17 protein-coding genes are annotated in these 20,281 nt (G+C 58.4%); 7 read left to right on the top strand and 10 right to left on the bottom strand.

Annotated features, from left to right (window positions below; translation table 11 throughout):
- Positions 1 to 103 precede the first annotated feature (103 nt).
- The 6 genes from HX790_RS02530 to kdpF all read right to left on the bottom strand — a co-directional run bounded on the left by HX790_RS02530 (position 104) and on the right by kdpF (position 8,107).
- Positions 104 to 793, bottom strand: a complete 690-nt coding sequence (locus HX790_RS02530) for a response regulator (RefSeq protein WP_053255124.1) — start codon at positions 791 to 793, stop codon at positions 104 to 106.
- 37 nt (positions 794 to 830) lie between these two features.
- Positions 831 to 3,482 carry a sensor histidine kinase KdpD gene (locus tag HX790_RS02535; RefSeq protein WP_176991193.1) on the bottom strand — a complete coding sequence of 884 codons (2,652 nt, stop codon included), beginning with the start codon at positions 3,480 to 3,482 and terminating at the stop codon, positions 831 to 833.
- Between the two features lie 125 nt (positions 3,483 to 3,607).
- Positions 3,608 to 4,153 (bottom strand): potassium-transporting ATPase subunit KdpC, encoded by a 546-nt coding sequence (kdpC, locus tag HX790_RS02540; RefSeq protein ID WP_017136081.1) that lies wholly within the window; start codon positions 4,151 to 4,153, stop codon positions 3,608 to 3,610.
- A 75-nt stretch (positions 4,154 to 4,228) separates the two neighbouring features.
- A complete protein-coding gene (kdpB, locus tag HX790_RS02545) occupies positions 4,229 to 6,286 on the bottom strand; it encodes a potassium-transporting ATPase subunit KdpB (RefSeq protein WP_026013603.1) in 2,058 nt (685 codons plus the stop codon).
- Positions 6,287 to 6,307: 21 nt separating this feature from the next.
- A complete protein-coding gene (gene kdpA, locus HX790_RS02550; RefSeq protein WP_017136083.1) occupies positions 6,308 to 8,008 on the bottom strand; it encodes a potassium-transporting ATPase subunit KdpA in 1,701 nt (566 codons plus the stop codon).
- Between the two features lie 9 nt (positions 8,009 to 8,017).
- Entirely contained in the window at positions 8,018 to 8,107 is a 90-nt protein-coding gene (gene kdpF, locus HX790_RS02555) for a K(+)-transporting ATPase subunit F (RefSeq protein WP_003218754.1), read from the bottom strand.
- Between the two features lie 396 nt (positions 8,108 to 8,503).
- Here kdpF and eat point away from each other — a divergent pair, with 396 nt between their 5' ends.
- Together eat and HX790_RS02565 are read left to right on the top strand one after the other, a co-directional pair.
- Positions 8,504 to 9,868, top strand: a complete 1,365-nt coding sequence (gene eat, locus HX790_RS02560) for an ethanolamine permease (protein ID WP_017136084.1) — start codon at positions 8,504 to 8,506, stop codon at positions 9,866 to 9,868.
- A gap of 111 nt (positions 9,869 to 9,979) precedes the next feature.
- Positions 9,980 to 10,147: a DUF2897 family protein gene (locus HX790_RS02565; RefSeq protein WP_017136085.1), complete on the top strand. Its 168-nt coding sequence runs from the start codon at positions 9,980 to 9,982 to the stop codon at positions 10,145 to 10,147.
- A 6-nt stretch (positions 10,148 to 10,153) separates the two neighbouring features.
- Here the strand turns inward: HX790_RS02565 and HX790_RS02570 are convergent, their stop codons facing one another.
- Both HX790_RS02570 and HX790_RS02575 read right to left on the bottom strand, forming a co-directional pair.
- Positions 10,154 to 11,002 carry a DUF1989 domain-containing protein gene (locus HX790_RS02570; protein ID WP_138449011.1) on the bottom strand — a complete coding sequence of 283 codons (849 nt, stop codon included), beginning with the start codon at positions 11,000 to 11,002 and terminating at the stop codon, positions 10,154 to 10,156.
- Between the two features lie 15 nt (positions 11,003 to 11,017).
- On the bottom strand, positions 11,018 to 11,662 hold the full coding sequence (locus HX790_RS02575; protein WP_026013604.1) for a GntR family transcriptional regulator: 645 nt from the start codon (positions 11,660 to 11,662) through the stop codon (positions 11,018 to 11,020).
- Positions 11,663 to 11,795: 133 nt separating this feature from the next.
- On the opposite strand from HX790_RS02575, the gene HX790_RS02580 reads away from it, so the two are divergent.
- Positions 11,796 to 12,374 carry a TetR/AcrR family transcriptional regulator gene (locus tag HX790_RS02580; protein WP_176991194.1) on the top strand — a complete coding sequence of 193 codons (579 nt, stop codon included), beginning with the start codon at positions 11,796 to 11,798 and terminating at the stop codon, positions 12,372 to 12,374.
- A gap of 27 nt (positions 12,375 to 12,401) precedes the next feature.
- Here HX790_RS02580 and HX790_RS02585 read toward each other — a convergent pair whose 3' ends face one another.
- Both HX790_RS02585 and HX790_RS02590 read right to left on the bottom strand, forming a co-directional pair.
- Complete coding sequence (locus tag HX790_RS02585; protein WP_017136089.1) at positions 12,402 to 12,734, bottom strand: helix-hairpin-helix domain-containing protein; 333 nt, start codon at positions 12,732 to 12,734, stop codon at positions 12,402 to 12,404.
- Positions 12,735 to 12,845: 111 nt separating this feature from the next.
- Positions 12,846 to 14,840, bottom strand: coding sequence for a nucleoside-diphosphate sugar epimerase/dehydratase (locus HX790_RS02590; RefSeq protein WP_099549089.1), 1,995 nt, complete (start codon positions 14,838 to 14,840; stop codon positions 12,846 to 12,848).
- Between the two features lie 1,189 nt (positions 14,841 to 16,029).
- Here HX790_RS02590 and wecB point away from each other — a divergent pair.
- From wecB to HX790_RS02610, 4 genes are all read left to right on the top strand, one after another.
- Positions 16,030 to 17,169, top strand: a complete 1,140-nt coding sequence (wecB, locus tag HX790_RS02595; protein ID WP_026013605.1) for a non-hydrolyzing UDP-N-acetylglucosamine 2-epimerase — start codon at positions 16,030 to 16,032, stop codon at positions 17,167 to 17,169.
- Positions 17,166 to 18,431 (top strand): UDP-N-acetyl-D-mannosamine dehydrogenase, encoded by a 1,266-nt coding sequence (gene wecC / locus HX790_RS02600; protein WP_099549091.1) that lies wholly within the window; start codon positions 17,166 to 17,168, stop codon positions 18,429 to 18,431. The genes wecB and wecC overlap by 4 nt, the downstream gene beginning before the upstream one ends.
- Before the next feature lie 136 nt (positions 18,432 to 18,567).
- Positions 18,568 to 19,812, top strand: coding sequence for a hypothetical protein (locus tag HX790_RS02605; protein WP_017136092.1), 1,245 nt, complete (start codon positions 18,568 to 18,570; stop codon positions 19,810 to 19,812).
- A gap of 2 nt (positions 19,813 to 19,814) precedes the next feature.
- A complete protein-coding gene (locus HX790_RS02610) occupies positions 19,815 to 20,276 on the top strand; it encodes a serine O-acetyltransferase (RefSeq protein ID WP_026013606.1) in 462 nt (153 codons plus the stop codon).
- Positions 20,277 to 20,281 lie beyond the last annotated feature (5 nt).

A 20,281-nucleotide genomic window follows, 5' to 3' on the forward strand; every position in this document is an offset into this window, starting at 1 on the left:
GGCCCTATCGCAGGCAAGCCAGCTCCCACCTTTGAATGTATTCACAAATCAAAAGGTGGGAGCTGGCTTGCCTGCGATGAGGCCCGTTCAGGCACTGCAACATTCAGGCATTCAACAACCGATACCCCACACCCGCCTCGGTCACGATAAACCGTGGCTGGGTCGGATCATCCGCCAACTTCTGACGCAGATGGCCCACCACAATGCGCAGGTAATGGCTGTCTTCAGTATGGGTCGGCCCCCAGATATCCTTGAGCAATTGCTGCTGGGTGATCACCCGCCCAGGATGCCGCGCCAGTTGCGCCAGCACCGCGTATTCCTTGCGGGTCAGGGCCACCTCGACACCGTCCAGCAGCACCCGGCGATAGGCCAGGTCCACGGTCAACGGGCCGAAACTCAACGCCGCTTCCTGAGCCTCTCCCGCCGGTGCCTGGCGCAACAAGGCGCGCACACGGGCAAGAAATTCCTGGATGCCAAAGGGCTTGGTCACGTAGTCATTGGCGCCGCTGTCCAGGGCTTCGACTTTTTGCACTTCGCTGGCGCGCACCGACAGCACCAATACCGGCACCGTCGACCACTCACGAAACTCGCGCAACACTTGCTGGCCGTCCATGTCGGGCAGGCCAAGGTCGAGCACCAGCAAATCCGGTTTGCTCAATGCCGCTTGGGCCAGGCCCTCGTTGCCGGTGCCGGCCTCGATCACCTTGTAGCCCTGGGAGGCCAGGCTGATACGCAGGAATTTGCGGATCTGCGGTTCGTCATCAATGACTAAAATCGTCGCGGTCTGGCTCATGGTGTCCAATCAAAATCCGTGGAGAAAAGAGGGTAGCTCAAGGCTCGCGCTCCGGGCCAGGTTGCGTCGGTAACGGCAGGAACAAGCTGATGCAGGTGCCGCGCCCTTCTATACCATCCTCGACGCGGATATGCCCGCCGTGTGCGCCCACCATGCCCTGGCAGATCGCCAGGCCAAGGCCTGTGCCCTGCCCGCCGCGATCACCACGGGCGGCGGTGTAGAACATATCGAAAATCTTCGCACGCTCGTCCTCGGGGATCCCCGGCCCCTCGTCGGCCACGGCAAAAAACAGCTGCTCATCGGCCACGCCGGCACTCACCTGCAAACGGCCGTGGGGCGGTGAAAACCGCGCGGCGTTTTCCAGCACATTGACCAAGGCCTGCTCGATCAACGCGGCGTGCACATACAGCAACGGCAACTGCGCCGGCACGTCGGTGTGTACCTGCAACGGCGCCAGTACCGCGCGCAAGCGGCCCAGGGCGCTGCCGACGATATCACCCGGCGAGACCCAATCGCGTGCCAGCTTCAGGGCGCCGTGACCCAGGCGTGTCATGTCCAGCAGGTTCTGGATATAGCGGTCCAGGCGCTCGGCTTCATCGCGAGTGCCTTCAAGCAATTCGCGGCGGTCTTCCAGCGGGATGGCTTCACCGAGCGCCAGCAGGCTGTCGATGCTGCCGCGCATCGAGGTCAACGGCGTGCGCAAATCGTGGGACACCGAGGCCAGCAAGGCGCTGCGCAGTTGTTCGGTTTCGCCGTGCAGGCGCGCCGATTCCAGCTCCTGCGCCAGCTGTGCGCGCGCCAGAGCCTGGGCCAATGGCTGGCTCAATGCGGTGAGCAGACGACGGCGTTGGCCGCTCAATTCCAGGCCGGGTTTGGGGCTGACGCCTAGCAGGCCCAACGGCCCCTCCTCGCCCGACAGCGGCCACCACCACCAACGCCCAAACGGCAACGTGCCGGTGCCCATGCCAGCCGGTTGATCATGCTGCCAGGCCCAATCGGCGGCGGCGCGTTCGGCTTCGGTGAGGTTCAGCGCGGTGCCGGTTTCAACCTTCCAGCCGCCCTGGCCGTCGCGATTAAGCAGACACAGGTCCAGATCACTCCAGCCGTCCAGATGATGGGCCGCTGCACTGATCACCGCCTGGCGGTCGGTGGCCGCAGTGAGTTTGCGCGACAGGTCGAGCAGTTCGCTGGTTTCTTCCTGGGTGTCGCGCAAGGCCTGCAACTGCCGACGCTGACGCGCCGCGAGGTTGCCGGTCAGCGCCGCCATCAGCAAGAAAAACAACAGGGTCAGCACGTCTTCTTCACGCTGGATGGCGAAGGAGAATTTCGGCGGGATAAACAGAAAGTCGTAGCTCAGGAACGACAGCGCCGCACACACCAGCGACGGTCCCAGGCTGCTGCGCACACCGACCAGCAGTACCGCAGCGAGAAACACCAATGAGATATTCGGCAGCGGCAACACACTGGCTACCGCCCAGGCCAGCGCCGCCGCGACGATGGTTGCAACCACCGCCAGGCCATAGTCGAACCACACCAGCCCGCGCACATCCGGCAGGCGTGGCGGCGCGGGCATGTCGTCGCTGTCGAGCACGTTGATCTCCAAACCCCGCGCATTGCGCAGCAAGCGTGTCGCCAAGCCACCTCCGAACAGCCTGCGCCGCCAGCGCATCCGCGACTGCCCCACGAGTAGCAGGCTGGCGCGGCGTTCGGCGGCATGCTGGATCAGCGTCTTGGCCACTTCGCCAGCGCGCAGCAACACCACTTCGCCGCCCAGCCGTTCGGCCAATTGCTGGGCGTTCTGCAGGCGCAGGCGCGATTGCTCGTCGTGCGCACGGCCGTTATCGATATGCACCATGCTCCACGGCAAATGCCGGCGCTGGGCCACGCGGCTGGCGTGACGCACCAGGCGTTCGGCCTGCGCATCACCGTCCACGCCCACCAGCAAACGCCCGCGCACCGCCGGGGCGGCCTGACCGAGCTGGCGGTAGCCTTGGGCCAAATCGTCATCGACATGCGCAGCAGCGGTTTGCATGGCCAGCTCGCGCAGGGCCATCAGGTTGGTCTGGGTGAAGAATGCGTCGATGGCGGCGCGGGCCTGTTCCGGCACATACACCTTGCCGTCGCGCAGGCGCTCGAGCAGCTCGCGGGACGGCAGGTCGATCAGCAGCAGTTCGTCGGCCTCTTGCAGCACCCAGTCGGGCAAGGTTTCACGCACTTGCACGCCGGTGATGCCACGCACTTGATCGTTCAAGCTTTCCAGGTGCTGGACGTTGACCGTGGTGAACACGTTGATGCCGGCGGCGAGCAGTTCCTGGATGTCTTGCCAGCGTTTTTCATGGCGGCTGCCGGGGGCGTTGCTGTGGGCCAGCTCATCCACCAGCACCAGCTTGGGCTTGGCGGCGAGCAGGCCGTCGAGGTCCATTTCTTCGAGCATCACGCCACGGTATTCGCTGCGCAGCAAGGGTTGCTGCGGCAGGCCGCTGAGCAAGGCTTCGGTCTCGGCGCGGCCGTGGGTTTCAACCACGCCTGCGATCAGGCGCACACCCTGGCGCAGTTGAGTGTGGGCGGCCTGGAGCATGGCGTAGGTCTTGCCCACACCGGGCGCCGCACCGAGGAAGACTTTGAGCCGGCCACGGCCGTCCCGTGGCAGATCGGCTAACAGGGCATCGGCGCGGCCGGAGTCGCTCATGCTTTGGAGTTCCTTCAGGTGTTTATTTGGAATCCTTCAGGCCGTCATCGCGGGCAAGCCCGCTCCCATATTTGGAATGCATTTCCCTGTGGGAGCGGGCTTGCCCGCGATGACGGCACCACGGTTTACAACGTTTCCAGCGCCATGTTCAGCGCCAGCACATTCACCACCGGCGGCCCCACCAGCGGGCTTTCGATGTGCTCATCGAGCAAGCGCTGCAGTGTAGACACGGGCACATTTCGCGCCGCCGCCACTCGCGCCAGTTGATAGGCAATCGCCGCCGGTGGCAAGTGCGGATCAAGGCCGCTGCCGGAGGTAGTCAGGGAGGCCAAAGGCACCGGCCCCTGGCCTGGCACCAACTGTTTATTCGCGTCATCAAAAATACGCGTGGCCAATGCCGGGTTGCTTGGGGCCAGGTTGCTGGCGCTGCTGGAGACCGTCGCAAACGCGCCAGCCGATGGGCGTGGGTGGAACCAGCTGTCACCGGTAAAATCCTGGGCGATCAGGCTGGAGCCGCGCACTTTGCCCTCGGCGTCACGCACCAGGCTGCCGTTGGCCTGGTCGGGGAACGCAACTTGGGCGACACCGGTGACCACCAGCGGGTAGGCAACGCCGGTGATCAGGGTCATGAGGACCAGCAGGCTCAGGGCCGGGCGGATCATGTTAGTCATCTTGAAATCCTCAATAAATCGAGTAACCACTGTGGCGAGGGAGCTTGCTCCCTCTCCACAAAAAGTGCGATCCAGTTACACCAGGTGCAGCGCGGTCAGGAGCATGTCGATCGCCTTGATGCCCACGAACGGCACCAAAAGCCCGCCCAACCCGTAGATCAGCAGGTTGCGGCGCAGCAACGCCGCCGCACTCGCCGCCTGTACGCGCACACCGCGCAGTGCCAGGGGAATCAACACCACGATAATCAGCGCGTTGAAGACGATGGCCGAGAGAATCGCGCTCTGCGGGCTCTGCAAATGCATAACGTTGAGCACGCCCAACTGCGGGTAGATCGAGGCAAACAGCGCCGGCAAAATCGCGAAGTATTTAGCCACGTCGTTGGCGATGGAAAAGGTCGTCAACGCACCGCGGGTCACCAGCAGTTCCTTGCCGATCTGCACCACGTCCAGCAGCTTGGTCGGGTCGCTGTCGAGGTCGACCATGTTGGCCGCTTCGCGAGCGGCCTGGGTGCCGTCGTTCATCGCCATGCCGACGTCGGCCTGGGCCAGCGCCGGAGCGTCGTTGGCGCCGTCGCCGCACATGGCAACCAGGCGACCGTCGTTCTGCTCGTGGCGGATGCGGGCGAGTTTCTTCTCTGGCGTGGCTTCGGCCAGCACGTCGTCCACGCCCGCTTCAGCGGCAATCGCGGCGGCGGTCAACGGGTTGTCGCCGGTGACCATCACGGTGCGAATCCCCAGTTTGCGCAGTTCGGCGAAGCGTTCGCGGATGCCGGGTTTAACCACGTCCTTGAGGTGGATCGCACCGAGCAGTTTGCCATCGGCGCATACCAGCAATGGCGTGCCGCCGCTCTGGGCGATCTTGTCGATTTCCCGCGAGAGTGCCGGCTGCAGGTCACGGCGTTGTTGGCCGATAAACGCCAGCAGTGAATCGACCGCGCCTTTGCGGAACACACGGCCTTGGTAGTCGACACCGGACAAGCGCGTTTCGGCACTGAACGGCACGGAGGTCAGCTCCTCCACGGTTGGCTCGGCCTGAGGGTGCAAAGCACGCAGGTATTCGACGATGGATTTGCCTTCCGCCGTGTCGTCCGCCAGGGACGCCAGCAACGCGCCTTCAGCCAGGTCGCGACCACTGACGCCAGGCGCTGCAATCACGGCTGCACAGCGACGGTTGCCGAAGGTGATGGTGCCGGTCTTGTCCAGCAGCAGCACATGCACGTCACCCGCCGCTTCCACCGCACGCCCGGATTTGGCGATGACGTTGAGGCGTACCAGGCGATCCATGCCGGCGATACCGATGGCCGATAACAGGCCGCCGATGGTGGTCGGAATCAGCGTCACCAGCAGCGCGACCAGGAACACCAGCGGCAAGCTGCCATTGGCGAAGTGGGCGAACGGCTGCAGGGTGACCACCACCAGCAGGAAGATCAGCGTGAGGCCGATCAGCAGGATATCCAGCGCCACTTCATTCGGGGTTTTCTGGCGTTTGGCGCCTTCCACCAGGGCGATCATGCGGTCCAGCGTGGACTCGCCCGGGTTGACGGTGATGCGGATCAGCAACCAGTCCGACACCAGCCGCGTGTTGCCGGTGACGGCCGAACGGTCGCCGCCGGATTCACGGATAACCGGTGCGGATTCGCCAGTGATCGCCGCCTCGTTGACGGCCGCGATACCTTCGATGACCTCGCCGTCACCGGGGATCATCTCCCCGGCCGCGACGCGCACCACATCACCTTTGCGCAGGCTGGTGGCCGGCACGACCTTGAAGCTGCCGTCGGCCTCTTTGCGGCGGGCGCTCAGGCCTTCGCTGCCGGCTTTGAGGCTGTCGGCGCGGGCCTTGCCGCGACCTTCGGCCAAGGCTTCGGCAAAGTTGGCGAACAGCACGGTGAACCACAGCCACACGGCGATTTGTACCGCCACAAAGGTCGGCACCGAAGTGTCCGGCACAAAGCACAACACGGTGGTGAGGATGGCGGTCAACTCGACCACCAGCATCACCGGCGAGCGTTGCAGTTGGCGTGGGTCCAGCTTGACGAAAGCCTGGACCAGCGCCGGACGCCAAAGAGCGGAGATGGCGGTTTTGGCCGGTTCCTGAGAACTCACAGGGGCCGCATTTTTTGCAGGCATATTCATTTTCATATCCCCTCTAGCTCTTTATTTAGGAGCAGCCATGCTCAGGTGTTCAGCAATTGGGCCCAGTGCCAGCGTCGGCAGGAAAGTCAGGCCGCCCACCAGCAAAATGGTCACGGTCAACAGGGTCACGAACAGTGGGCCATGGGTCGGGAAGCTGTTCTGGCCAATCGGTGCGGTTTTCTTCATCGCCAGGCTGCCGGCAAGGGCCAGTACCGGGAGGATGTAGCCGAAGCGGCCGATCAACATACCCAGGCCCATCATCAGGTTGTGGAACGTGGTGTTGGCACTGAAGCCGCCGAACGCCGAGCCGTTGTTGGCACTGGCCGAGGTGTAGGCATACAACAATTGACTGAAACCGTGCGGGCCGGGGTTGCTGATGGCCCCCGCCGGACCCGGCAGGCTGGCGGCGATGGCGCCCAGTACCAGGGTGCCGATCGGCATCACCAGCAAAGTCACCACCAGCAATTGCACTTCCTTGGCCTGCAGCTTCTTGCCCAGGTATTCCGGGGTGCGGCCGATCATCAGGCCGGCGAGGAACACCGCGATCAACACGTTGAGCAACATGCCGTACATACCGGCGCCGACGCCGCCGAAGATCACTTCGCCGACCATCATGTTGACCAGCGCCACCATGCCGCTCAGCGGGTTGAGGCTGTCGTGCATACCGTTGACCGAACCATTGGACGCCGCTGTAGTGGTGACCGACCACAACACGGTGGCAGTGGTACCGAAGCGCACCTCTTTACCTTCCAGCGGCGCGGTTTGCTCAACAGCTGGGTTGTTCAGGGTGGGGTTGGGCTGGTATTCGGCCCACAGCGAGGTCGCGCCGCCGATCAGGAACAAGGCCAGCATACAACCGAGGATCGCCCGGCTCTGACGCAGGTCTTTCACGTAATGGCCGAAAGTGAACACCAGCGCCACCGGGATCAGGATGATCGCCGACAACTCGAACAGGTTGGCCCAGGCAGTCGGGTTCTCAAACGGGTGCGCCGAGTTGACACCGAAGAACCCGCCACCGTTGGTGCCCAACTGCTTGATCGCAATCTGGCTGGCTGCCGGGCCGAGTGGGATCACTTGGTCCACGCCCTGCATCGTCACGGCATTCACATAGTGAGCGAAGGTTTGCGGCACGCCCTGCCACACCAGGAACAACGCGAACACCAGGCACATCGGCAGCAGGCCGTAGAGGGTGGCGCGGGTCATGTCGACCCAGAAGTTGCCCAGGGTCTTGGTGGATTTACGCCCGATACCACGGCACAACGCGACCAGCACAGCCAGGCCAGTGGCGGCGCTGACGAAGTTCTGCACGGTGAGACCGATCATCTGGCTGAGATAGCTCAGCGAGGCTTCACCGCTGTAGTTCTGCCAGTTGGTGTTGGTCATGAAACTGACCGCCGTGTTGAAGGCCAGCGTCCATTCCTGACCCGGTAATTTCTGCGGGTTAAGTGGGAGATATTCCTGGAACAACAACACGGTAAACAGCAACACAAAACCGGCCAGGTTGAACGCCAGCAGTGCCAGCGTGTACTTCTGCCAGCTCTGTTCCTGGTGCTCGTCCACGCCGGACAGGCGATAACAGCCGCGCTCGACAGGGCCGAGCACGGGCGAGAGCCAGGTGCGCTGGCCTTCCATCACCTTGTAGTAGAACCGCCCCAGGAACGGTGCCGGCACCAGCACCACGGCAAAGAAGGCGATGATCAGCCAATAGTCATAACTGTGCATAGCCTGCTCCTAGTTCCGATCCGCGCGTAACAGCGCAACCAGCAGATAAATGAACAGCGCCACGGCCAATAGCAGTGACACCCCGTCCAGAACGCTCATGGAAGTCTCTCCGTTTTGCGGCGATTGCCGCGTGTGGGGCAATTGTCGGCAGGAGTGGCGTAAAGGAACGAGAGCGAGGGTATGGGCGGGGCGTAAAGACGGCGTAAAGAGTGGGTTTATGCGGGGTTTACAGGGGGATTTTCAGCGCCTGGGCGGGCCTCATCGCGGGCATGCCCGGCTCCCACCATTGAAATGCATTCCCTGTGGGAGCCGGGCTTGCCCGCGATGGCGTCGGTGAGGCCACCACCGCACCCATCTGGTGCGACGTCGAAAAAATTCAAACGCCAAACCGTCCCCATGGCGACAGTTCGGCGCCTTTACGACATGAGTTCGCGCAATGGCATGGCCGCTGCAACACCCAGTAATCAATCCAACCCGTTCAGGGAGCGCCACACGATGAACACACAACTCAAACCCACCTTGGGCACCCTGCATTTATGGGGCATTGCCGTCGGGCTGGTGATTTCCGGCGAATACTTTGGCTGGAGCTATGGCTGGGGCGTGGCCGGCACGCTGGGCTTTTTGGTGACCTCGTTGATGGTCGCCGCCATGTACACCTGCTTTATATTCAGTTTCACCGAACTGACCACCGCGATTCCTCACGCGGGCGGGCCGTTCGCCTACAGCCGTCGCGCCTTTGGCGAGAAAGGCGGTTTGATCGCGGGCCTGGCGACCTTGATCGAATTTGTCTTCGCACCACCCGCGATTGCCTTGGCCATCGGCGCTTACCTGAACGTGCAGTTCCCGGCACTCGACCCGAAACACGCGGCTGTGGGGGCCTACATCGTGTTCATGGGCCTGAATATCCTGGGGGTGAAGCTCGCCGCGACCTTTGAACTGGTGGTGTGCGTGCTCGCCGTCGCTGAATTGCTGGTGTTCATGGGCGTGGTCGCGCCGGCGTTCAGCTTCAGCAACTTTGCCCTGAACGGCTGGGCGGGTTCCGACACCTTTGGCGCACCGGCCATTGCCGGGATGTTTGCAGCCATTCCTTTCGCCATCTGGTTCTTCCTCGCCATCGAGGGCGCAGCCATGGCAGCTGAAGAGGCGAAAGATCCCAAGCGCACTATTCCAAAAGCCTACATCAGCGGCATCCTGACCTTGGTGATCCTGGCCATGGGCGTGATGTTCTTCGCCGGTGGCGTGGGCGACTGGCGCACCCTGTCGAACATCAACGACCCGCTGCCGCAGGCGATGAAAAGTGTGGTGGGCACCGGCTCTGGCTGGCTGCACATGCTGGTGTGGATTGGTCTGTTTGGCTTGGTGGCAAGCTTTCACGGCATCATCCTCGGCTATTCGCGGCAGTTCTTTGCCCTGGCCCGTGCTGGTTACTTGCCGCCGTTCCTGGCCAAACTGTCGCGTTTTCAGACACCGCACCGGGCCATTATCGCCGGCGGTGTGGTCGGTATCGCCGCGATCTACAGCGACGGCCTGATCAACCTGGGTGGCATGACGCTGACCGCAGCGATGATCACCATGGCGGTGTTCGGCGCCATTGTGATGTACATCATGAGCATGCTCAGCCTGTTCAAGCTGCGTAAGACCGAACCGCTGCTGGAACGCACCTTCCGCGCACCGGGCTATCCGATCGTGCCGGCTATTGCGCTGGTATTGGCGCTGGTGTGCCTGGTGGCCATGGCCTGGTTCAATGCGCTGATCGGCTTGATATTCCTGGGCTTTATGCTGGCGGGGTTCATCTACTTCCAGCTGACCGCCCAAGACCGTGCCGACGCACCGGCTGATGCGATGTTGACCGGGCGCTAAGGTTAACGAGGCGGAACAGGCCTACAATGAACTACTCAGAACGCCTGTTACTCAAAGCCGTTATTAGCGTGGGAACATCCTCCGACGCTGGTCCGCCTCAAGGAGAGCCTTATGCCGTGGTATGCGTGGTTGATTTTAGTGGTAGCGATCGGGTCGATCGTCGGTGGGCTGCTGATGCTGCGTGACAGCGCCAACAAGGTGGAACTCACCGACGAACAACGCAAACGCGTGGTCGAGCGCAACGCCCAGGCGGACGCCAAGGATGCGCAGGACCGCTGAAGCAGGTTACTCCCAGGCTGCCTTGGCAATATGCAAGCCGTGCTGCCCCTTGTAGGCAGCACGCTCAGGCTGGCTCCAGCCGTTGAGCAACTCCTCCTCCAAGCGATAGATCTCTACGCCCAGCGGGCGGCACACGGTCAATGGGTCTTGCGCGTCCGGCCCCCACATCGGTAGCGACAAGTCCCCGCCCGGGCACGTCGACAATGCGCAGAGCAAATCAATCTCGGCAAAAAACTCCAGGTAATCGCCCTTCTGCGCCGGGCAGGCTTTCATGAAGTACATGTCGTCATGATTAAGGCCGGTGCACTGGAAAATATTCAGCACATCGTGCACGTCAAATTCGGTCAGGCCATGGGGCAGCACGGCGCGGGTCAAGTTGGAATGGCAATGGTGGTGGAAGTCTTCGCCTGTGAGCATGCGGTTCACATACGGGTCACAGCGAGTGCCGAGCAAATCGTGCAGGCGCCCACCGTGTTCATCGATGCCGTAGCCCGCCAGGCTGTCATCAGTGATGGTCACCAAGGGGCGCAGAAACGGCAGGTTCGACCATAGCCGGTCATGGGTACTGACATGGGCGCCCTGCAACTGCCGCGTGCGTGCCGCCCATAGGCGTTCGCGCGGGTCATTGGCGTTCCACACATTGAAATCGCCGACCTGTGGCCCTACCGGCGTTGTCACGCGAAACACATGCCCGGCCGGCACTTTCCACGCCCTGCCCGTGCGAATCGGCACTTCAAACTGCTCGATCAATGTGCGTTTACCCGCCTGGTCGCGAATACGTGCGTAGAAGGCCGTGTCCACTTGCAGCGCCGAGCCTTTGCTGACCTGATAGGCAGCCGGATAATCTTTGTACATGGGTGCAATCCTCCATCAAGGGTAATCAAACAGCGCCAGGGACAGCTGTTCAGAATCGTGCAGATAGAGGCTCATCGCCTCCTGCGCAGCTGGTTTATTGCCCTGCGCCAGCAAGGTGTAGATCTCACGATCACGCTCCAGCCAGGGCGACTGAAAACGTTGTTCATCGGGCGCCGCACAAAACACCAGGCGCAACTGAGCAATCACTTGGGCGAAAAACTCATCGAATAAAGGGCTGCGCATCAACCCGACAACGTGCTGGTGGAACACCAGGCTATGAGTGGCAACGGCGCGCCAATCTTCGCGCTCTCGCGCCAGCGTGGTGGCGTCGATGGCATTTTGCATACGCACGTCGTGGTCGCCCGTCAGCGTGCCACTCTGGGCGATGGCCTGCAGCTCAAGGGTACGGCGGACCACAAACAGGTCACGCACGTCGTCGCGCGCCACACGCCGGACCATCACGCCCTTGTTGCGCACATAACGGGTGAGCCCCTCCTGCCCCAAACGGTGTAACGCTTCGCGAATGGTATTGCGCGAGGCGTTGTAGCGCTTGACCAGGTCCACTTCGACCAGCGCTACACCTGGCAGCAGCCGCCCACCCATGATGTCGGCGCGCAGTTCAAGGGCAATCTGATCGGCTAGAGACAAGCTGAGCGTCATCATGGCACCTCGATTGTTGAACAATTCATGCAACGGATGTAATCACTTTTCATGCCAAGCCCGCTGAATACTGTCTCTATGGGTAAACAGGTTCGACTCCGCTAAAATGCGCACTCGTTCTCGAGGCCGTCCTATGCGTTATTCAACAGACCACAAAGCCCAGACTCACCAACGCATCGTCAAGGAAGCCTCCGTACGATTTCGCCGCGATGGTATTGGCGCCACCGGCCTGCAGCCCTTGATGAAAGCGTTAAACCTGACACACGGCGGGTTCTACGCGCATTTCAAGTCCAAGGATGAACTGGTGGACAAAGCTCTTCTGGCCGCCGCCGCAGAGCTGGATGCCCATTGCGCAATGTTGTTCAGCCAGAAACGGCCGCTGGATGCGTTCATCGACAGCTACCTTTCGCAATGGCACCAGACCTCGCCGGGTGAAGGCTGCCCGCTGCCCACGATGTCGTCGGAGCTGGGCCTGCGAGGGCAGCATAGTCCGGTAACGGATGCGGTACTTGAAGCCAGGTTGACGCAGATCGACTCAGCATTGGAGCACCCAAAGGGGGAACACGAGAGCCTGGTACTGATGTCGACATTGGTGGGCGCATTGGTGTTGGCCAGAAGCGTCGAAAACCCGGAACTGGCAGCCCATATCATGGAAGTGGTACGCGGGTGTTTGAAAGAACAGGTCTCGGACAAACAGAAGGCCGGTCAATGACCGGCCTCTTGCCCAGGATTTACACCCTTAGTTGATTGCCAGCCTGTCGCGGTTTTTCTCCAGCAACGCCTTACCGATGCCTTTGACTTCCAGCAACTCGTCTACCGCCGTGAAAGGCCCGTTGCTGTCGCGATAGGCGATAATCGCCTTGGCCTTGGCGGCGCCAATACCGAACAGGTCGCGGCGCAGGACTTCAGCGTCGGCGGTGTTGAGATTGACCTTGGTGGATTGCTCGACGTTAGCCATCTGGGCCGTGATAGGCGCCGGGGCTTCGGGTTTGATGGAGGGGGCTGCGGTGGTTGCTACGGAGAGGCTGGTGAGGACTGCAAAGATCAGGGAAGAGATATAGGCGTTTTGCATTGGTGACACTCCATGACATCGGTAGAAGAAAAGCAGCTTTCCAAAAGCTGCTTTTCTAACTTAGGCGATGTGGGGAGAGAGTCAAAAACGGGTGAGTAACAGGGTGTTAACTCACGGCTCCAAACGGCGCTGCTGGTAGATCCAATCGACGATTTCGCCGTCGGGCGAGTAGCCACTGACTGTCTCGCGCAGGATCTGACGCACACGGGTGTAGTCGTCCTCACTCACCGCGCCGAGCAATTCGCTCAGTTTGCTTTTGAGTACGTCCCACGCCAGGTGATCCTCGTTGGCGCTCATAATCATCGGGTGCTGGGTAGCGACGACGTTGTTGCCGATCAGCAACTCCTCGTAAAGCTTTTCGCCTGGCCGCAATCCGGTGAACTCAATCGCGATATCCCCGAGAGGGTTTTTATCCGTGCGTACACTCAGCCCGGATAAATGAATCATCTTTTCCGCAAGCTCTACAATTTTTACGGGCTCACCCATGTCCAGAACGAACACGTCCCCCCCCTGCCCCATGGAACCGGCCTGGATCACCAGTTGGGCCGCTTCGGGGATGGTCATGAAATAACGCGTAATTTTTGGGTGTGTGACGGTCAATGGACCGCCTGCCTTGATCTGCCGGTGAAAAAGCGGAATCACTGAGCCGGAAGAACCCAGTACATTGCCGAACCTGACCATCGTGAAGCGCGTTTTGTTTACGCGGGCCACGCCAGACTTGTCGCCAAACATCACCGGCGCTTTTTCAACGCTGAGGGCTTGCAGGGCTAATTCTGCAAGGCGCTTGGTACTCCCCATCACATTAGTGGGGCGAACAGCCTTGTCGGTGGAAATCAGCACAAAGTTCACCACACCGGCCTTCAAGGCTGCCTGGGCGGTATTCAAAGTACCAATGATGTTATTCAAGACACCTTCGGCAATGTTGTGTTCGACAATCGGCACATGCTTGTACGCAGCCGCATGATAAACCGTGTCGACGTGCCAGCTCTTCATAACATCAAGTAATTTATTCTCGTCGCGTACCGAACCCAGAATGGGCAATAACTTAATGGGCATTGACTCATGCGCAACGCGGTGTTCAAGTTCGGACAGGATACTGTAGAGGTTAAATTCGCTGTGTTCGAACAAGAGTAAGGTCTTGGGTTTCTGCGTCAAAATCTGCCGGCATAGCTCAGACCCGATCGACCCCCCTGCTCCCGTGACCAAGACCGACTGGCCAACGATACAACGTGCAAGTAGGTCTTCCTGGGCTGGCACTGCATCACGCCCCAGCAAGTCGGCAATATCGACTTCCTGAATATCGTCGACCTTGACGCGGCCACTGGCCAGGTCCATAAAATCCGGAACACTGCGCACATGCAGCGGAAAACGCTCCAAGTTCGAGAGAATCTCACGCCTGCGCCCGCGGCCCGCCGAAGGCACTGCGAGCAATATCTGCTGAGCGCCTGTTGTGTCGATCATCTGCTGAATATGCTTGGGCTTGAACACCTGCAGCCCAGAGATGACACGACCTGCGATACTCCCGTCGTCATCGATAAAGGCGACCGGCCGCATGACACGCCCCATGCGCAACGCAGCAACCAATTGATTACCCGCCGAGCCGGCTCCGTAAATGGCAACTTTCGTCAAGCCATCATCACGATTGGTAAAGGGAACATGCTGTGCTGCAGAGAACCAATCCCCCATGAAGTACTGGCGCATCGCTAGTCTCAACCCGCCTACGGTAACCAGGCACAACCACCAATAATTGAAAATAACCGAGCGTGGAACAACGTATTGATGGTTGCTGTAAAGATAGACAGCCAAGCCAAGAATAAGTGAAGAAAGGCTCACCGCCTTGATAATAGTAATAAGTGCATCGTTACCAAAGTAACGCATGACGGCGCGGTACATGCCAAAGCGAACAAACAGGGGAATGGCAATAACCGGAGCGCTCACGAACAGCCATAAGTATCGCTGGATCGGTTGTTCCATCTCGGCAATTCCAAGCCGTACGACGAAGGCCAACCATAATGAAATCCACACCAGTACAATATCGACAAGCACCTGAAGAATGCGCTTGTGGCGGCGCGGCAGATTTAATAAAAAAACTCTCATCTTATCCATGCCCCTCTCCAACACTTTTCCACGCTCCTAGAATCAAAACCCTGCCCGCGAATAGACGAAAATAGCGATCCACAATGAATAACCCGCACTGAACAAAAATCGTACAGACGTGGCAACTGCATGAAAATCTCCTTTCAGAAAAATCGCACTCCTTTGACGACCTTTCCTTGGGTTAATAACCCCTATTCTGTACAGAAAATACCACGGTGGTACTCGACACCTACAGTAAACACCATAGATGGGATGATACCCTTGTTGTGTCGGAAATCCTTTGAAATCCTTTCTCAGCCCCAAAAAAAACCAGGACGGGTAGGCACTGACCCCTACGAAACCGCGGGGTTCGAGCGCTCACGAACAAAAAATGGCGAACACCTGACAAGCTGCTAGGCTTGGCCCGAGACGTTGAGTTGCAGCCGTATCATTAGCTAGCACAGCAACAGTATCGTATAGCAAAATGTAACAAAAATGGTCACCCTTAAAACAATACGAGAGAGGCTGATGCCACCGTCGATGTTCATTAATGGTATAGCTGGACTCTAAGTCCCTTAATCTAGAACGTCTCGCGAATGCCCTTTTAGAGCCAGTCGAACAGCTGTTCCATTCCAATCTTGGAAAAAACACGCCTAAAGAGGCTATACTCCGCAACGCGTTCACCTGCGCCGCTACAGCGGAAAGCGCTGTAGGAAAAATCTGTAAGCATCCGCCGCGACAAAATAATGACCGGATCACCCGCACTTGACGGTTGACTTTAATCATAGAGATGCTAATCCGCGATCATGTTTTAACGAAACTAACCAGCCCCAATGCAAGCCAATTTTTGCCTTGGAGCCGAATGGGAGGGATACTTTAGAGTATGCGCACTACTTGCTGAGTGATCATCGCAGGTGTACATACGCACTGCCAAACGGGACGAAAGGAGGACGCCCGAGAATTTTCACTAGACCCAGGCAAATGGCTTGGAATTCGCACGAACCTCAACTCACGGGCCTGCAACTGCCTGCGAGTGGAATTCCAAAAAATAACGCATGCACAACTATCAGATGTCATGTTTCCACTATCTGATTGTGCTGTCCCGCGGCCCTGCGCCCTGGCATAGCGTGTGCAAAAACGTATCACAACTGACGGCACCCTAATCCGCGGATTATGACGTAAGCGTGCATTGATTTTTACTTTAAGTAGCGGTGTTGCGATGACTTTAAGAACCCTGTGTGTATTCGGCACACGACCTGAAGCAATCAAAATGGCTCCCTTGGCGTTGAGCCTTGCAGCAGATGAGCGCTTCACTGCCAAGGTCTGCGTGACTGGACAGCACCGAGAAATGCTCGACCAAGTGCTCAGTCTCTTTGAAATCAAGCCTGATTTCGATTTGAACATCATGAAGTCCGGCCAGGATCTGACCGATGTCACGAGTGCCATCTTGCAGGGAATGAAAACTGTCTTCGCAACCTTCAAACCGGATATTGTCCTGGTCCATGGCGACACAGCGACGACGTTCGCCACCACATTGGCCGCTTACTATCACCAAATTCCTGTGGCTCACGTCGAAGCCGGCCTGCGCACCGGAAACCTCTATTCTCCGTGGCCTGAAGAGGCAAACCGCAAGCTGACTGGCGCTCTTGCGGCATTGCACTTCGCACCCACTGAAACGTCCAGGCAGAATTTGCTGAGAGAGGGGGTCGCAAGCCAAAGCGTCCATGTGACCGGCAACACTGTCATTGACGCGTTGCTGGATGTGGTGGGCCGAATCAAGACCCGTCCAGCCCTGCAACAGCAATTTCACCAGCAGTTCTCGTTTCTGGGCGATTGCCAGCGAGTGATCCTGGTCACGGGTCATCGCCGCGAAAGTTTCGGCGGTGGCTTTGAGAATATCTGCCAGGCCTTGATCAATACGGCCCTGGAGTTCCCCGATGTCGAGATTGTGTACCCCGTTCACCTGAATCCGAATGTACGCGAGCCAGTCAATCGCCTGCTCAGCGACATCCAGAATATCCATCTGATCGAACCCCTGGATTATCTGCCCTTTGTGTATTTGATGGATCGCTCTTATCTAATTTTGAGTGATTCAGGTGGCATTCAGGAAGAGGCCCCCTCTTTAGGTAAACCTGTGCTGGTGATGCGTAACACCACAGAGCGTCCAGAGGCGGTTGACGCGGGCACAGTCAAACTTGTCGGGACTGAAATTGAGGCCATTACCTCTAACTTGAGAGTCTTGCTGACTGATGTTGAAGCCTATGGCCAGATGAGCTTCGCTCACAACCCCTATGGTGACGGAAAAGCATCCGCACGAATTCTCGATGTACTTTCACGAATTAAAAAGGCTAATTCATGAGCTTTGAAACTGTTTCTGTAGTCGGCCTCGGCTATATAGGGCTTCCGACGGCAGCTGTTTTCGCTGCACGTAAGAAAAAAGTCATTGGCGTCGACGTCAACCCGAACACAGTTGCAACCATCAACCGCGGCGAAATCCATATTATCGAACCGGATCTGGATATCGTCGTACGGGCCGCCGTTACCGAAGGCTATTTGCGGGCAACTCTAACCGCAGAGCCGGCCGATGCCTTCCTGATTGCCGTCCCGACACCGTTCAAGGGCGATCACGAACCCGATCTTTCCTACATCGAATCAGCCAGCCGAGCCATTGCTCCCGTCCTGAAAAAGGGTGACTTGGTCGTGCTGGAATCAACCTCCCCAGTCGGGGCTACCGAGCAAATGTCTGCCTGGCTGGCAGAAGCCCGTCCGGACCTGACATTTCCGCAAACCCATGGCGCAGAGTCGGACATCCGCATAGCGCATTGCCCCGAGCGCGTGCTGCCGGGTCACGTACTGCGGGAGTTGATCGAAAACGATCGCATCATCGGCGGGCTTACCAGCAAATGTTCAGAAGCTGCGCGGTCTCTATATAAAACATTCGTTGAGGGTGAATGCATCATCACCGACGCCCGCACCGCCGAAATGTGCAAACTCACAGAGAACAGCTTTCGCGACGTGAATATCGCGTTTGCCAATGAACTGTCGATGATCTGCGACGAACTCAACATCAATGTATGGGAGCTGATCCGCCTTGCGAATCACCACCCTCGCGTTAATATCCTGCAACCTGGCCCCGGTGTGGGCGGTCACTGCATCGCTGTCGACCCCTGGTTCATTGTCAGCAAAACGCCCGCCCTGGCACGCCTGATCCGCACCGCAAGGGAAGTAAATGACAGCAAGCCAAAGTGGGTATTGGAGCAGGTTCAACTGGCTATCGGTCAATTCCTGCAGGAACACCCGTCGAAAACCGCCAAGGACGTTACGGTTGCCTGCCTCGGGCTGGCCTTCAAGCCGGACATCGACGACTTGCGTGAAAGTCCATCCTTAGAGATCACCGCACACATTGCCCAGTCCCATCCCGGTACTGTTCTGGCGATTGAACCGAATATCGCGCACCTGCCGGCTCGCCTTGAAGGTATTGCAACCCTGAGCGGAATCGATCAGGCGCTGTCATCTGCGCACGTGATTGTCCTGCTGGTCGATCACAGCGTATTCAAGAAAATCCCGGGCGCACGCCTGTCCTCGCTCAAAGTCATCGACACACGCGGTGTGTGGGCTTGAAAAAAGCTTGATGAATACCGCTTGGAAATCGACGCAAGCCGTTAGTATTGCGTCGGTTTCCGAGCACCGAGCTGGGCACGTTTGTTAAATGATCATGCAATTGCATTTGTCATGATGAGGTTCAAGAGGTTCTGGCATGGTCAATTTATTGATCCAGGTGCTGACACTGATAAGTGGCCTGGTTGTTAACTTTGTGATTCCCGGACTTTACGGCTTGGAAGCGTACGGCGCATTCATCAAGGCCAACGTGCTGGTATTTTTATTTCAAAAACTGTTGGATATCGTCAATGAGCAGCTGATTGCCACCGTGGAGGCCGAGTACATTCTGGTGACTTCATTATTTATGGCCGTACTGATTTTTGTACTGTTCAGCGCTGTGAACCTGATTGACCACATTGGCAACCCACTCCTGCTTGGGGTGATGCTTTTGAGCTCGGCATGCCTGTTATCGCTGTTCGGGCTACGCCTGCAACGCTGGATCGTGGCCTACCTGGTGCTATTTCTTGGCGTGTTTTTCACGCTCCTATTTATCAGCTACCAACAAATAGTCTCGCTGACTATCGTCGACATACTGATTCTGACCAACTTGATTCCGTGCGCGTTTGCGGTAGCGGTGCTGTTTTTCAAAGGTGCGAAACTGCCCGTCGGCAAACAGCTGCTGCAGACCTGCCAAGGTGTGCTGCTGTTATTACCCAGAATGATATCCATCACCCTGGTGTTCAATCTGTTCACCAACATCTTGCCCTTCATTCTTTCCAAGAGCCTGCCCGTGCGCGACCTTGGATTGTTCAGGGTCATCGTCTCGATCATTCAATCCGCTACCAGCCTGTTCCCCATCAACGTCAGGGCAGTGTTTGTCGCCTTCGTCTCGGGCGGGCAACGCCAAGCGCAATATAGAATCATCACGTCGATCGCTATTTTCTACTTCGCGTTGGTAGGCTTATCGGGGTACGCAGCGGTTTGGCTGTTCCCTCAGTACTCGAACTATCTGGTGATGCTGCCCTGCCTGCCAGTGCTGTACTGGGCAGTGGTAACAGAGCGCTATCTGGTCGCCTCCGGCCTGCACCGTAAAGTCATCGTGGCAAACCTTGTCATTGCCCCACTGGCCATAACGAGCATGATTCTGTTTGTCAAAGACTTGAACCAGGCACAGTTGTTCTACGCTATCGGGTTCTCGGCCTACTTGTTGTTCCTGCACATAAGCTGCCGTCCAGGCATTCGCTTGCCGGTAGTTTTTTGGGTCGCCTTACTCTCTCCCCTGACTATCTTTTTGACACACATCAGCCTGGTCTGGGCCGTGCTGTATATGTGCTCGCTCATGATCATTGCAGTGGGAGCACTCCAGCTTCGACCCGCTGATCTTCGCACGCTGAGGTTTTAACCGTGAACGCAGTAAAACTTTATCGAGTTGGAAACTGGCTGCACCGGCGTCGAGTGCCGTTATTACCAGGCCTTGTTCGAAATGTGATTTTCCTACTGTTCAACTCTTACATTCCAATTACCGCAACGATCGGAAGGGGCACGATATTCGCCTATGGCGCGATCGGCGTTGTACTGCACGCAAATGCCAAGGTTGGCGACGGCTGTGTGCTGGGCCAAGGCATCACCATCGGCGCCGCTGAGGGTTATGTCACCAGCGAGATCAATCGCTGCCCCGTCATCGGTGACAACTGCTACATAGGGGCCGGGGCAAAGATCATTGGCGATATCGTCATCGGCAATAACTGTCAAATTGGCGCTTCAGCGGTCGTATTGAAAGACGTGCCTGATAATTCAATCGTTGTGGGAATACCCGCAAAAGTGATTGGACAAACAGCCAGCGACTATAAAGCCATACGCCCTTGAACAAT

The sequence above is a fragment of the Pseudomonas sp. IPO3747 genome (genome assembly GCF_013385245.1).
Lineage (GTDB): Bacteria > Pseudomonadota > Gammaproteobacteria > Pseudomonadales > Pseudomonadaceae > Aquipseudomonas > Aquipseudomonas edaphica.

Bases quoted from the DNA above. Each gene is read 5' to 3' on its own strand.
- HX790_RS02575 (WP_026013604.1), bottom strand. From the start codon at position 11,662: ATGACGCTCAGCTTGTCTCTAGCCGATCAGATTGCCCTTGAACTGCGC.
- kdpA (WP_017136083.1), bottom strand. From the start codon at position 8,008: ATGCACAGTTATGACTATTGGCTGATCATCGCCTTCTTTGCCGTGGTG.
- kdpB (WP_026013603.1), bottom strand. From the start codon at position 6,286: ATGAATATGCCTGCAAAAAATGCGGCCCCTGTGAGTTCTCAGGAACCG.
- wecB (WP_026013605.1), top strand. From the start codon at position 16,030: ATGACTTTAAGAACCCTGTGTGTATTCGGCACACGACCTGAAGCAATC.
- HX790_RS02605 (WP_017136092.1), top strand. From the start codon at position 18,568: ATGGTCAATTTATTGATCCAGGTGCTGACACTGATAAGTGGCCTGGTT.
- HX790_RS02585 (WP_017136089.1), bottom strand. From the start codon at position 12,734: ATGCAAAACGCCTATATCTCTTCCCTGATCTTTGCAGTCCTCACCAGC.
- HX790_RS02565 (WP_017136085.1), top strand. From the start codon at position 9,980: ATGCCGTGGTATGCGTGGTTGATTTTAGTGGTAGCGATCGGGTCGATC.
- HX790_RS02530 (WP_053255124.1), bottom strand. From the start codon at position 793: ATGAGCCAGACCGCGACGATTTTAGTCATTGATGACGAACCGCAGATC.
- wecC (WP_099549091.1), top strand. From the start codon at position 17,166: ATGAGCTTTGAAACTGTTTCTGTAGTCGGCCTCGGCTATATAGGGCTT.
- kdpC (WP_017136081.1), bottom strand. From the start codon at position 4,153: ATGACTAACATGATCCGCCCGGCCCTGAGCCTGCTGGTCCTCATGACC.
- HX790_RS02590 (WP_099549089.1), bottom strand. From the start codon at position 14,840: ATGGATAAGATGAGAGTTTTTTTATTAAATCTGCCGCGCCGCCACAAG.
- HX790_RS02580 (WP_176991194.1), top strand. From the start codon at position 11,796: ATGCGTTATTCAACAGACCACAAAGCCCAGACTCACCAACGCATCGTC.
- HX790_RS02570 (WP_138449011.1), bottom strand. From the start codon at position 11,002: ATGTACAAAGATTATCCGGCTGCCTATCAGGTCAGCAAAGGCTCGGCG.
- HX790_RS02535 (WP_176991193.1), bottom strand. From the start codon at position 3,482: ATGAGCGACTCCGGCCGCGCCGATGCCCTGTTAGCCGATCTGCCACGG.
- kdpF (WP_003218754.1), bottom strand. From the start codon at position 8,107: ATGAGCGTTCTGGACGGGGTGTCACTGCTATTGGCCGTGGCGCTGTTC.
- eat (WP_017136084.1), top strand. From the start codon at position 8,504: ATGAACACACAACTCAAACCCACCTTGGGCACCCTGCATTTATGGGGC.